The following is a 12,818-nucleotide window of genomic DNA, read 5'->3' on the forward strand; positions in this document are numbered from 1 at the left end:
CGTGCCGGCAGCCAATGCCGGCACTTTTTTTGACGGTGGCCAAGTTTCTTGGCCGCTTAGGGTTGCGCATGCGCGCCTGCGTCCACCATATTGGAAATGCAGCGGATTTCACCGCCGCTCCCCAATACAATGCTCATTTTTGAAAGGTGCCGCCGGGACAATGCCGCATGACACGCCCCTCATCGCTACAATCGTCGCCGGTCTGGGGCTGGCATTCATCTTCGGCGCGCTCGCCAATCGCTTCAAGGTTCCGCCGCTTGTCGGCTATCTGATCGCCGGCGTGCTGGTCGGGCCCAACACGCCCGGATTCGTCGCCGACCAGGAGTTGGCTCTCGAGCTCGCCGAGATCGGCGTCATCTTGCTGATGTTCGGCGTCGGACTGCATTTCTCTCTCAAGGACCTCCTCTCCGTCCGCGCCATCGCCGTGCCGGGCGCGATCGTCCAGATCGCCTTTGCCACAGCACTTGGCGCCGGCCTGGCCTGGATGCTCGGCTGGTCGACCGGCGCCGGCCTGGTGTTCGGTCTGGCGCTGTCGGTGGCGTCAACGGTCGTGCTTTTGCGGGCACTGCAAGAGCGGCGCATGATCGAGACCGAACGCGGCCGCATCGCCGTCGGCTGGCTGATCGTCGAAGACCTGGCGATGGTGCTGGCGCTGGTGCTTTTGCCGGCGCTTGCCGGCGTGCTCGGCGGCGAAGCGCAGACGACCGAAGCTCCCAACATCCTTGCCCTGCGCTTCGATTTCGGCGTCTGGGGCGTCATCGGGCTCACGCTGGCCAAGGTCGCGGCCTTCGTCGTCGTCATGATGGTCGTCGGCCGCCGGGTCATCCCGTGGGTGCTGCACTACGTCGCCCACACCGGCTCGCGCGAATTGTTCCGCCTGTCGGTGCTGGCGATCGCGCTCGGCGTCGCCTTCGGTGCCGCCAAGCTATTCGGCGTCTCGCTGGCGCTGGGCGCCTTCTTCGCCGGCATGATCATGAGCGAATCCGAGCTCAGCCATCAAGCGGCGGAAGAAACGCTGCCGCTGCGCGACGCTTTCTCGGTGCTGTTCTTCGTCTCGGTCGGCATGCTGTTCGACCCGACCAGCCTGTTAAGCAACACTTGGCCGATCCTCGCCACGCTGTTCATCATCATCATCGGCAAATCGGTCGCCGCCTTCCTGATCGTCATAGCCTTCGGCTATCCGGTGGCCACCGCGCTGATCATTTCAGCCAGCCTGGCGCAAATCGGCGAATTCTCGTTCATCCTGGCTGAACTCGGCGTGGGGCTCGGCCTGTTGCCGGAAAAAGGCCGCGACCTGATCCTTGCCGGCGCCATCCTGTCGATCGTGCTCAACCCACTGGTCTTCGCAGGCGTCGCGCGGCTGCGGCCGTGGCTGGAAAAACGCGCGGGCAAGGTGCCGGAGGCTGTCGAAGCCGTGCCGATCGGTCCGGCCACCGAGCCCGGCGAAGTCGCCACCATAACGCAGGTAGCGGCAGCCAAGGTCGACGATGACCTCCCGCCGCCGACCAAACTCACCGACCACACCATCCTGATTGGCTATGGCCGCGTCGGCTCGCTGGTCGGCCAGTCGCTCAAGGACGCCCAGCTCCCGTTCCTGGTCATCGAAGACTCGGACAAGACCATCGCAAGGCTCCTGGCCGAAGGTATCGAGACTGTCGCTGGCAACGCGGTCAAGGGCGAGGTGTTCGGCGCGGCCAATGCTGCCGGCGCCAGACGCCTGATCCTGGCCATCCCCAATGCCTTCGAGGCCGGCCAGATCGTGCTCAAGGCCAAGGCCGCCAATCCCGGTATGCTGATCATCGCTCGCGCCCACTCCGACGCCGAGGTCGAGCATTTGACAGGGCTCGGGGCCGACAAGGTGATCATGGGCGAGCGCGAGATCGCACGCGGCATCGTCGAACAGGTCCTGGATGGTTCGGCCAGGCCGCCTACCAGCGATCCGGAGCCCGACGCCCCGCCGGCGGCAGCCTGAACCGGTCGAAACCAGTTTCTCCAAAACAAGAAAGGCCGCGCAACTGCGCGGCCATTTTTCATTGGCGAGCGGGCGCCGCCCGCGGCCCTGCTCAGAGGAAGGGGAACGGCATGACGAAGTTGGGCTGATAGGTGTCCATCGTCGCGCCATTGCGATCTTCATCGATAAGTGTGCTGCTGCCGAAGCTGGCGCGGAGCCCAACCATCAGCTTGTGCGAGTCGAGGATATCCGTACCCGGGCCGCCCTCCGAGAACGAGATGTTCTCATACTGATAGCGGCCAAACACCGACCACGGCGTACCGTCGAAACGGTAGGAGGCCTGCAGCGCAGCGGCGATGGTGTCAAAGTCAGCCGAATCGCCACCGACGCTCAAATGGGTGCGATGGAAGCCGAGCTCGCCGTCGAAGCGCAGATTGTCCTGGGCGAAGTAGCGAACCACGCCGCGAATGCCCATGAGGTCGACATTGAAGGGCAAGAAATCGGCTTCCAGGCCACCGTAGTAGGCCTGCGCGTAGAGCGTCATGTTGCCGAAATAGGCCTGAGCCTCGGGACCGACCTTCCAGTCCCAGATATCCGCGTCAAGGCCGGTAGAGGAGCCATAGGTATTGGCCTGGACGAAACCACCAAAGGCATAAGAAGCCGGGTCGCGCCAGAACAGGTGCGCGGCACCGCCGACGCCATGGAGGCTCTCGCCGTCCTGGCCGACGGCATCGACTGTGAAGTCGCCCTGGGCGTTCCAGCGCTCGGCAAACGGGACGTTGATGCGCGCCGCGCCACCGGCAGCCCACAGGGTCTCGTCGGAGAATTCGCTGATCCACAGCCCGCCGCCATAGATCTGGCCGTAGCCGGAGACCTGGCGAACGGTCTCCTCGACCGGTTGCGTCGGATCGGCGGCAAAAGCCGGCGTCGCAAGCACGGCAAGCCCGGCGGCAGCGAGCAGTTTCTTCATGGATGGCCCCTCGTCAGTGATTTGGCGCCATATTTCGTATCGCTAAATTAGCTAACGGAAAGGTCATGCCGCGCAATGGCGCACAACTCTGGCGGGTTTTTGCGGGACTGACACATTCTCGCAACACCAGCGTCGCGATCCGCCCCCGCGTGCTTCAGCGCCGATCAAGAGGCGGATTGGCCTGGTTCGGCAGGAATGGAGCCCCGACGACCCGAACCTTGCGCCGCGTCGCCGGCGTGGCTTCGGTGGTTTCCGACACATAGGCGGTAACTGTGCCATCGAGCAGTTCGGGTTTGGCCTGCGGCAGTGGGATCACCGCTGCCTCCATGTTCTTTGGCGTCACCGTCCCCGCCCGCATCTCGTCGGCGCGGCGATAGTAGCGCGGCAGGTCACAGCCCTGGAAGTCGGCCTTGTCGCGATAAGCGAAGGCGGACGGCAGGTCCTTGTAGGACTGGCGCGTCTTGACGGAAGCCATCTCCTCGGTTTCACGCCCGATGTCGTCAAGCTCATAGACGTCCATCGCCTTGTCGTTGCAGATGTAGCGGCAACGATCGAGCGTGTTGTCGTAATAGCCGGCATTGACGAACTGGGCGTTTGGCGCCGGGAAATAATAGCCGTCCTTGAGCCGCACGCAGTAGAGCATCGCCTGTCCGGTGAAAGACAAGGGCCTGTCCGACTTGCGGCGGTCCTGTCGCGCCGCCATCTGGGTGCACCCCAATGCCGACAGGCGCGCCCTGATCGCCGTGCCGTTGCCGCGGCCCGATGCGGCCTGAATTTCGCACTCGACGCTTGAACGGCGGCCGGCAAGGTCGCGGCAGGGATCGAAGAAGCCGCCGCTGCTGCGACCGCTGCATTGCCGCTGGCGTTCCAGCGCCTTGATCGCCAGGAGTTGCCGGGTCAGATGCGCGGGAACGGCGTTGCCTCCGCCCAGCTGGGCTCGAAGGGCACTGCAGGCGTCGGCGTGAGCCTGGGAAAGCCCGATGAAAAGTGTCAACACGCACCCTGCGAACCGCAAATGTATATTAAAGAAACCTAAAATATCTGACATAGTTGCCTAAGCTCCGCCAGACCCCAGCAAGCTTTGAACAATATCACGGAGAAAAGTTACTTCAAAACGGGCCCTGCAAACTGCGTTAACTGCGGGAACGGCTGTATGACTTGAGGTCATGCACGCGCCAGGGCAACGTCAACTGCTGGCAGCAAGCTGTACAAGATGACCCGGCAGGTCCGTGCCGGGGCCGGCTGCATTGACAGTGTCGAAATAGTCGTGCCAGCCGCAGGCCGCGATGCCCTGCAGGAGCGCGTCCAGCGCAGCATTGTCGGGAAAACGCCAGATGGCGAAGAAACGATATGGCGCGGGATAGATCTTGGTGGCGTCGATTTCGCCCAAGGCAATCGCCTCGACACCGAGCGCCGACAAGGCGGCCATGCCGGCACCTATGGCTTCAAAGAATGCCTGCCGCCCGACTGCGTCGAGTGCCAGCCATGCGGGTTTCGGGGTATACAGTTCGGCCAGATAATGCGCCACAGTGGTTTCCTTTCGGCAAAGCGCTGCCAACGGCCACGGGATGCGGCCGCGTTTGCATACGCAGGGATTGATTTGGACGCGGGCCCTGTCAGCTGGGCTTTGCTGCTGCGGGATCGAGATTTCGCCAGACACGGCTAAGCAGTTCGCCAAAGCGCTGGCGGTCATCGGCGCTGAAGCCGGCAAACAGTGTGGCGATCCATTTGGTATGTTCGTCGAACAGTTCACCTGCCGCCACCTGCCCTTTGGAGCTCAGACGCACCGAGATCTTACGGCGGTCCTCTGTGCCGGGATGGCGTGCCAGGAAGCCGTCGCGCTCGAGCCCGTCGAGCAACCCGGTGATCGTCGCGCGGGTGACACCGGCGCGCTCTGCCAACTCGTGTGGCGACAGCCCTTCGGGACGGTCATGCAGCAGGAATAGAAGCACGAACTTGCCCTCGGACAGCTGATGCGGAGCGAGACGAGCGGCACAATCCCGGTCAATCGCCGACGACAGCGCCAGGATTTCCAGGCACAGCCGCAAGCCGGCCTCGGGCCTGCCCCGGCGTTTGGCTTCGTCCAGAAGAGCAAGATGTTTTTGTTCAAGCAGTGTCATGTGGCGCCATATAGTATGGTGCCATACTAACTGTCAATCGCCGTTCGATCGCGATCCGCGCTGGCCAGTTGAAAAGGCTAATTCCCCAGCAATACGTCGAGGATCGAGGTCTCGCGACGCTGGGTCGGGCCGCCGACATCGCCGGGAGGAACCGGGCGGCCGCCACCGACATCTGCGGGCGGCACAGGCCGGCCGATTGACGCGGTTGGCTGGTCTTGCCGGGCGTTTGCGGCGCCTACCTGCTGCCGCACCGGCTGCGGCGCCGGCGGGAAGGTGTTCTCGTCCACCTGCTGGGCCGGCTGGTCGTCGACGGCGACGTCGGGGGTTCCGCTGCCCGGGGTCCACGAGCCAGGAAGCGCAGCCATCGGCACGCCCTCATGAGCGGCGACCATGAATTCGTGCCAGGCCAGCGCCGGCAGTGCGCCGCCGGTGACCTTCTTCATCGGCTTGCCGTCGTCATTGCCAAACCACACGCCGGTGGTCAGGTTCGCGGTGAAGCCGACGAACCAGGCATCGCGTGAATTCTGGCTGGTGCCGGTCTTGCCGGCTGCCGGCCATGCGAAGGCGGCTTTCTTGGCCGTACCCTCCTCGACCGCGCCGGTCATCATCGCGTTCATCATGCCAACGACTTCGGGGCTGATGACGCGCGGACCGCCGCCTGCGGTGTTCTCGTAGAGTACCTTGCCCTCGGTGGTGGTAACGCGGCGGATGATGTGCACCTCGGGCCTGTAGCCGCCATTGGCGAAGGGCACGTAGGCAGCGGTCAGCTCGAGCGGGGTCACCTCGGAAGTGCCGAGCGAGATCGAGACATTGGGCTGCAGCTCGGACTCGATACCCATGCGATGGGCGGCTTCGACGACCGCGTTGGGCCCGACTTCCATGGCGAGCTGTGCCGCCACCGAGTTCAGCGATTTCGCCAGTGCGGTCTTCAGCGTCACCCGGCCATAATATTTGCCGTTGTAATTTTCCGGCGTCCACTTGCCGATCTTGATCGGCGCGTCGTTGCGGATGCTGTCGGGTGTCCGACCCTGCTCAAGTGCCGCCATGTAGACAAAGGGCTTGAACGCCGAGCCCGGCTGGCGCCGCGCTTCGGAGGCGCGGTCGAACTGACTGGTGGCATAGTCGTAGCCGCCGACCATGGCGCGCACTGCACCCGTATTGTCGATCGACACCAACGCGCCCTGGCTGACATTGAGTTTCTGGCCATTCTCGTCGACAAGCCGCCGGATCGATTTCTCGGCGATCTGCTGCAGCGTCATGTCGACAGTGGTGTCGACGACGATGTCGGACTGCACCTCGCCGATCAGCTCGGGAAGCTCCTGCATGACGCGATCGGCGACATAGTTTTCCGAACCGGTCCAGAACGAGGCGACGCGGGTCGCCGGCGCGTTCGTGGCGTTGGCCAGTTCCTTGTCGCCGATCATGCCCTGGTCACGCATGGCAGCAAGGACCAGCTGGGCGCGGTCGCCGGCGGCCTTGGGGTCACGCGCCGGCGACAGCCGCGACGGCGCCTTGAGCAGACCGGCCAGAAGTGCTGCCTCGGCCAGCGTCACGTCGCGCGAGGACTTGCCGAAGTAGCGCCGCGAGGCGGCTTCCACACCATAGGAACCGGAGCCGAAGAACACCCGGTTGAGATACATTTCAAGGATCTGGTCCTTGGTGTGCTTCTGCTCCAGCCACATTGCCAAGAGCACTTCCTGGACCTTGCGCTCCAGCGTGCGGTCGGGCTTCAGGAACAGGTTCTTTGCCAGCTGCTGGGTCAGCGTCGAGCCGCCCTGGGTGAAACGGCCATTGAGGAAACGTGTCGACACGGCGCGCGCCAGGCCAATGGGGTCGAAACCGAAATGCGAATAGAAGCGCTTGTCCTCGATCGCGATTACGGCTTGCGGAATGTAAGGCGACATCTGGTGCAGGCCGACAGCCTCGCCGCCGGTCATGCCGCGATTGGCGACGAGCTGGCCGTCGACGCCGACGATCTTGATGTTAGGCGAACGGTCGGGAATGGCCCAGGTGGTGGCGCTGGGCATCTTGGCGCCGTAGTAGACGACGATGCCGGCAGCGGCGATGCCGCCCCAGATGGCGAGAACGAAGCACCAGTAGACCAGGCGACCGAAGATGCCGAACAGGCCGCGCTTGGGCTTGTGCGAGCGGCCGCGGCCGCGTTCGGGCGCGCGGCCCTTGGACGATTTGCGCTTGGCGGGCTGCTTGCGGCGGCTGGGCACGACGCGGTCCTCCTCGCGCACCGAAAAGACGTCGTCCTCCGCATCATTGCGCGGTCCATCGAAGCTGGGCTCGATGCGTCTGTCGTTCCGGTTCGCCATACCTGTTTGTCCGGCCCCCATGCCAATGGCGTTCCGGTTGGACAGTAAATGCGGCGATTTAAGGAGGCCTTAAACAACCGGAGCTGCCGCCCTGTGGGCAAGGCGCAACGGCCGCGCTGTGGATAGGGGTGACCGACACAGCAAAACCGCCGTCCTTGCGGGCGGCGGTTTGCGGGTCGGCTCATGTCACTGCGGGATAGGATCAGGACGCGGGTCGTTCGGCTTGTCGGGGCGATCCGGCTTGTCGCTGCCCTTGTAGCATGGGCTCGAGGGATCGTTCTTGTCGCAGCAATTGCTGCTCTGCAGATAGCGCGGGTCCTTCGGTTTCCATTCGCAGCGGCGGATCTCGGTCGACTGGCACGCAGTGACCGCCGAAGCGGCGACTACGGCCAGAATGATATTGCGGAATGCACTCATGGTTCTCTCCTTTGAAATGAATTTTCCCACCTCACGAGACTGGGTCGCAGCCAAGGGCGAAATGGTTCAAAAGAGATTTGAGATTTTTTGCGCTGCCTCTAATCGGTAGCAGGACAGGGCAGCGGCGCCGAGATGATGACCCCCAACGTGGCGTTGGACCTGAATCGGCAGCAGCTTGGAGGTCCGGCGGCAGTGGCTGCCGCTTCTATGGTCCGGTCGTCTTGTGGAGGGCAGCTGAGACCCGCTCGCGCAGCATCTCGGCGATGTCTGTGGCCATGTGCAGGCGGACACGGCCGCCGCGGGCATCGACGAGCGTCACGGCGACGCCGTCCAGCGTGTCGTCCTTGGCAGCCTCGACGGCCGCCACCATGAACTCATGTTCCTTGCGATCGGTTTTTTCGGCCATGGCTATGCTCCCTGGCTGGCAGAACCGATCATACGCCTATTCGTCATCTTCGTCGCTGCCGCCTGATTTGGCCCAGGAGTGCGGGCTGATGCGTTTCTGGGTGTCGCTGTCGACATAGGCCCACCAGCCTGCGTCGCTGTCGTCCCACTGGCCGCCGGCGGCCTGCAGGCGCGCCAGCGAGCGATACTGCGCGACAGATTCATTCTCCTGGCCGTCGCGGTCGGTCCAGTAGACCGTAACCTTGGAGCCATCGGTGGGGGCGGAAGCGATCGGCAGTTTGGCGCTCATGTGGGTCCCTCGAATTGCTTCTGGCCAACGATAGACGACCGCGCGGCCTGGTAAAACCACGCGGCAGCGAAAGTCAGCGGCGGCTGAGAAGGGCAGCAAGAAGGCCGAAGACCGCGACGCCGACAAGTGCTGTCGTCATCGGATTGTCCTGGGCGGTTTTCTGCGCCACACGCGCCTGCTTGCGCATCGCCGGCAGTGCTTCGGTAAAGCGATCGTAGAAACCTTCATAGAGCTCCGAGGCGCTTTCGCGGCTGTCGGCAAGGGCTGCGGAGCCACGCTTGGACATCGTCTTGGTCAGCGAAGCAACCTGCTTTGTCAGCTGGGAAATCTGTTCTTCGAGGTCAGCCTGGATTTCTTCACGGGTGGAAGCCATTCGTATGCGTCCTTTCATCTGGTACTCACCCAAACGGCTCAGGCCAGGTGTTCGTTCCCTCGACGGGACCGAACGCCGCAGGCCGGCCCCGCGAAATTCATCGGTCGCCGGGCCGGAAAACTCACGATATCAACAGCTTGCGCCTCAGCTGTGGGCGAAGATGTCTTCTTCGTCCCAGCCCATAAGATCGAGCTTGGCGCGGGTGGGCAGGAAGCGGAAGCAGGCCTCGGCCTCGTTGGTGCGACCATCGCGCTCGAGCCGGCTGGCCAACACATCGCGCAGGCGGTGAAGGTAGAGCACATCGGAGGCAGCGTATTCGAGCTGCTCGGGCGACAGCGTCTCGGCGGCCCAGTCGGACGACTGCTGTTGCTTGGAAAGCGACACGCCGAGAAGCTCGTTGCAGATGTCCTTGAGGCCATGGCGGTCGGTATAGGTGCGGGTCAGGCGCGAGGCGATCTTGGTACAGAAGACCGGCTCGGTCATCACGCCGAAGGCGTTGTAGAGCACGGCGATGTCGAAGCGGCCGAAATGGAACAGCTTCGTCACCTTGCGGTTCTTCAGAAGCGCGGTGAGGTTCGGTGCCTTCTTCTGGCCGGGCGCGATCTGGATGACGTCGGCGGTGCCGTCGCCCGGCGAGATCTGGACGACGCAGAGGCGGTCGCGATGCGGGTTCAGGCCCAGCGTCTCGGTGTCGATGGCAACGGCATCGACGTCGTAGTGCTGGAGGTCGGGAAGGTCGTTTTTGTGGAAGCGGATGGTCATGCGTGTCTCCGATCGCGGCTTGGCTTCTCAGTTGCCGCGATCGGAGGAAAAATCAATAGAAACCTCGGTTTCTACCTCACTTGCGGGTCAGCGCCTCGAGGATGCGCGCCCAGGAGCGCTGGCCCTTGTGGAAGGAGGCCAGATCGTATTTCTCGTTCGGTGAGTGGATGCGGTCGTCAGGCAAGGCGAAGCCGACGAGCAGCGACTCCATGCCAAGGAAGCTCTGGAAGTCGCCGACGATCGGGATCGAGCCACCCATGGCGAGCATTACTGCCGGCTTGGGCCACTCGTCCGACAGCGCATCCTTGGCCTTGGCCAGGAACGGCGAGTCGTAGGAAAGCTGGATTGCCGGCCCGGCGCCATGCTCGTGGAACTCGACGCTGCAATCGGCCGGGATGCGTGCCTTCACGAAGTCGCGGAACGCTGCACGGATTTTGTCCGGGTTCTGCTTGTGCACGAGGCGGAACGAAACCTTGGCCGAAGCTTCCGCTGCAATGACGGTCTTGAAGCCCTTGCCGGTGTAGCCGCCTGATATGCCGTTGAACTCGGCGGTCGGGCGAGCCCAGACAAGCTCGAGGATCGACCGGCCCTTCTCGCCCGAGGGGATCGACAGACCGATCTCGCCGAGGAAGTTTTCCGCCGTTTCGCCGAGGGTTTCCCACGACTTCAGCACCTGCGAGGGCGTCTCCTCGACGCCGTCGTAGAAGCCAGGGATGGTAACGCCGCCATTGTCGTCATGAATGGCTGCCAGCACCTTAGAAAGGATGCGCACCGGATTGGCGGCCGCACCACCATATTCGCCCGAATGCAGGTCGCGGTCGGCGGCCTTGACGATCACCTCCTCGCCGACGAGGCCGCGCAGGCCGACGCAGATGGCGGGCGTCTGGCGATCCCACATGCCGGTGTCGCAGACCATGGCGAAATCGGCCTTCAGTTCCGCGCCATTGGCCTCGAGGAACGGCTTGAGCGAGGGTGAGCCGGACTCCTCCTCGCCCTCGAACAGAAGCGTGATCCTGCATGGCAGACCACCATGCACCTCTTTCCAGGCGCGGCAGGCCTCGACGAACAGCATCAGCTGGCCTTTGTCGTCGGACGAGCCGCGGCCGGTGATGACCTTGATGCCGCCTGCGATCTCCTTGATCTTGGGATCGAAGGGATCGTCTTCCCAGAGGTTAAGCGGGTCGACCGGCTGCACGTCGTAGTGGCCATAGAACAGTACATGCGGCGAGCCGGCGGGACCGTCGTGATGGGCGACCACCATCGGATGACCTGGCGTGTCGCGCACGCTGGCGTCGAAGCCGATGGTCTTGAGATCGGCGACCAGCCATTCGGCGGCCTTGCGGCAATCGCCTGCGAAGGCCGAGTCGGTAGAGATCGACTTGAGGCGGAGCAGCTCGAACAGGCGCTCCAGGCTCTGGTCGAGATTCTGGTCGAGGCGATCGAGAACGGGTGCGACTGCGGACATTTGAGGTGCCTTTCGATTCTTCTGGCGCGCAACCTAGTGGGCCGATGTGAAAACGAAAAGGCGGCAGGATTGGGCCAGCGCCCATGCTGCGGAGCTTGCTGATCGTGGACAAAAAAGTGCCGCCGTGGTGGAGGGGGGAGCCACGGCGGCACATTCTTAAACGGTGCGGCAGCCCGGAGAGGGGGATGAGGCTGCCGCAGGGTCCGGATAGGCGGGGGACGGGCCTGAGACCGGACTTCGGCAAAAACTGCCGATGCCCTACATTTGTTCCTTTGAACGTGGCGATTCAAGGGCACGTAGATTACACTTTTGTAACATGCGCGTGATCGGGGCGCCGCCCTGGTCAGCCCTTGCCGCGCGGTCGACGGTACTGTTCGACAGCCATTCCGCCGACGCCCCAATCCCCCAAATCGACTTCATTTATAACCACGAACTCTGTCGTCGGATCCTTGTCCAGGACGTCGACAAGAAGATCGGTTGCCCCGTTGATCAGGGCGGCTTTCTGCTCCGTCGTCACGCCTTCACGGGTGATCTTGAAATTGACGTAGGACATTCTTCTGCTCCCACTCCCGGCGGCTCACTTCGACTGCAGGTCGAAGTGAAAAACCTTTGAGATGATCTGCCAACGGCCATCGAGCTTCACCAACGTCAGGAAGTCGGTAAAATGCTTCAGGCCGATGACGCAGTTGAGCTTGGCGAAGGCCGTCACCGGACCGGCGAATTCGATCGAAACGATGCGATCGCTGCGTGTCTCCGACCGGCTGGCCGGCGAGGGCCGCTTGTCGACGATGGGGAAGTACTCCGCCATGGTCAGCCGCAGCAGCGGCCCGCGCCGCTTCGGCCAGCTGCGCCACGACATCCCCGCAATTTTCGGCAAAGGTGCTGACCGGACGGCTGCGCGATCTCGAGGCCAAGGGCGTTTTGTGGCGCCGCGTGATGCCGACGTCGCCGCCCTCGGTGGAGTACGGCCTGACCGACCTCGGCACCGAGTTCCAGCCAGCGATCGCGGCCATCGTGGCGATCGGCCACAAGCTCAAGCAGCGCCAGGCTGCCCACGTCCAGTCGGGCGACATGGCGGTGGCAGCCTCCTGATATCGACACGGTGTGGGCTGGCGGCCAATGTCAGTTGCCGGGGCCCCGCCCCTTTGCACAAGGATGCTGCCCGCCTAGTCTGGGCAAATCAGCCAATTCAATTATGGAATGACCAATCCATGCCCGTGCATGTCCGAGCCGCCCTGCCTCAAGACGCCAGCCCCATGGCCCGAATCCTCAACGAAATCATCGACATCGGCGGAACCACCGCGCTTCGCGAAAAGTTCGATGAAGAGCGCATCATCGACTACTTCATCTCGCCGAAACTCGGAATCAGCTGCTTCGTGGCCCTGGAGGGCGAGCAGGTGCTGGGGTTCCAGTCGCTCGACTGGGCCGACCCGGACTGGCCGGGCGATAGGCTGCCCTCCGACTGGGGCGTCATTGCAACCTTCGTCGATCCGCACGCACACAAGCGGGGCGCCGGACGGGCATTGTTCGCCAACACGGTGGAAGCCGCGAAAAAGGCGGGCGTCAGCTTCATCGACGCAACCATCCGCAAGGAAAACACCGGCGGCCAGGCGTATTACGGGGGCATTGGCTTTACCGACTATCGCGAGAGCGCCGAGACCATTTCAAAGCATTTCGCGCCGCTCTGAAGGGGCACCAAGGTCGCCCTGCGGCGCTTGAATGTTTCCGGTGGCAGCACGTCAGCA

General features: G+C 63.4%; 16 protein-coding genes. 3 read left to right on the forward strand and 13 right to left on the reverse strand.

Annotation, left to right across the window (positions count from 1 at the left end; genetic code table 11):
* Positions 1–160: 160 nt before the first annotated feature.
* On the forward strand, positions 161–1,972 hold the full coding sequence (locus DY201_RS01290) for a cation:proton antiporter domain-containing protein (RefSeq protein ID WP_115729635.1): 1,812 nt from the start codon (positions 161–163) through the stop codon (positions 1,970–1,972).
* 91 nt (positions 1,973–2,063) lie between these two features.
* On the opposite strand, the gene DY201_RS01295 is transcribed toward DY201_RS01290, so the two are convergent.
* The 13 genes from DY201_RS01295 to DY201_RS01355 form a co-directional block, all read right to left on the reverse strand.
* Positions 2,064–2,921, reverse strand: coding sequence for a hypothetical protein (locus DY201_RS01295; RefSeq protein ID WP_115729636.1), 858 nt, complete (start codon positions 2,919–2,921; stop codon positions 2,064–2,066).
* 154 nt (positions 2,922–3,075) lie between these two features.
* Entirely contained in the window at positions 3,076–3,915 is an 840-nt protein-coding gene (locus DY201_RS01300; RefSeq protein WP_165915977.1) for a DUF2865 domain-containing protein, read from the reverse strand.
* Positions 3,916–4,107: 192 nt separating this feature from the next.
* On the reverse strand, positions 4,108–4,449 hold the full coding sequence (locus DY201_RS01305) for a DUF6616 family protein (RefSeq protein WP_115729638.1): 342 nt from the start codon (positions 4,447–4,449) through the stop codon (positions 4,108–4,110).
* An 88-nt stretch (positions 4,450–4,537) separates the two neighbouring features.
* Positions 4,538–5,041 carry a MarR family winged helix-turn-helix transcriptional regulator gene (locus DY201_RS01310; RefSeq protein WP_115729639.1) on the reverse strand — a complete coding sequence of 168 codons (504 nt, stop codon included), beginning with the start codon at positions 5,039–5,041 and terminating at the stop codon, positions 4,538–4,540.
* 77 nt (positions 5,042–5,118) lie between these two features.
* Positions 5,119–7,362, reverse strand: coding sequence for a transglycosylase domain-containing protein (locus DY201_RS01315; RefSeq protein ID WP_115729640.1), 2,244 nt, complete (start codon positions 7,360–7,362; stop codon positions 5,119–5,121).
* Between the two features lie 186 nt (positions 7,363–7,548).
* A complete protein-coding gene (locus DY201_RS01320; RefSeq protein ID WP_115729641.1) occupies positions 7,549–7,779 on the reverse strand; it encodes a hypothetical protein in 231 nt (76 codons plus the stop codon).
* Positions 7,780–7,984: 205 nt separating this feature from the next.
* Positions 7,985–8,185: a hypothetical protein gene (locus DY201_RS01325; protein WP_115729642.1), complete on the reverse strand. Its 201-nt coding sequence runs from the start codon at positions 8,183–8,185 to the stop codon at positions 7,985–7,987.
* A 36-nt stretch (positions 8,186–8,221) separates the two neighbouring features.
* On the reverse strand, positions 8,222–8,473 hold the full coding sequence (locus tag DY201_RS01330; protein ID WP_115729643.1) for a hypothetical protein: 252 nt from the start codon (positions 8,471–8,473) through the stop codon (positions 8,222–8,224).
* 73 nt (positions 8,474–8,546) lie between these two features.
* On the reverse strand, positions 8,547–8,846 hold the full coding sequence (locus DY201_RS01335) for a hypothetical protein (RefSeq protein WP_115729644.1): 300 nt from the start codon (positions 8,844–8,846) through the stop codon (positions 8,547–8,549).
* Positions 8,847–8,990: 144 nt separating this feature from the next.
* Positions 8,991–9,608 (reverse strand): ribonuclease D, encoded by a 618-nt coding sequence (locus tag DY201_RS01340; RefSeq protein WP_115729645.1) that lies wholly within the window; start codon positions 9,606–9,608, stop codon positions 8,991–8,993.
* A 76-nt stretch (positions 9,609–9,684) separates the two neighbouring features.
* Positions 9,685–11,073: a M20/M25/M40 family metallo-hydrolase gene (locus tag DY201_RS01345; protein WP_115729646.1), complete on the reverse strand. Its 1,389-nt coding sequence runs from the start codon at positions 11,071–11,073 to the stop codon at positions 9,685–9,687.
* 343 nt (positions 11,074–11,416) lie between these two features.
* Positions 11,417–11,626 (reverse strand): tautomerase family protein, encoded by a 210-nt coding sequence (locus DY201_RS01350; protein ID WP_115729647.1) that lies wholly within the window; start codon positions 11,624–11,626, stop codon positions 11,417–11,419.
* Positions 11,627–11,650: 24 nt separating this feature from the next.
* Positions 11,651–11,932 carry a nuclear transport factor 2 family protein gene (locus tag DY201_RS01355; protein WP_245431862.1) on the reverse strand — a complete coding sequence of 94 codons (282 nt, stop codon included), beginning with the start codon at positions 11,930–11,932 and terminating at the stop codon, positions 11,651–11,653.
* Between the two features lie 20 nt (positions 11,933–11,952).
* Between DY201_RS01355 and DY201_RS01360 the strand changes: the two genes are divergently transcribed.
* The gene (locus DY201_RS01360; RefSeq protein ID WP_342635167.1) at positions 11,953–12,165 is read left to right on the forward strand and encodes a winged helix-turn-helix transcriptional regulator; all 213 of its coding nucleotides are present in this window, start codon (positions 11,953–11,955) and stop codon (positions 12,163–12,165) included.
* 164 nt (positions 12,166–12,329) lie between these two features.
* Complete coding sequence (locus DY201_RS01365) at positions 12,330–12,761, forward strand: GNAT family N-acetyltransferase (RefSeq protein ID WP_207904342.1); 432 nt, start codon at positions 12,330–12,332, stop codon at positions 12,759–12,761.
* The last annotated feature ends 57 nt before the right edge of the window (positions 12,762–12,818 follow it).

The organism is Aminobacter aminovorans, assembly GCF_900445235.1.
Classification (GTDB): Bacteria; Pseudomonadota; Alphaproteobacteria; order Rhizobiales; family Rhizobiaceae; genus Aminobacter; species Aminobacter aminovorans.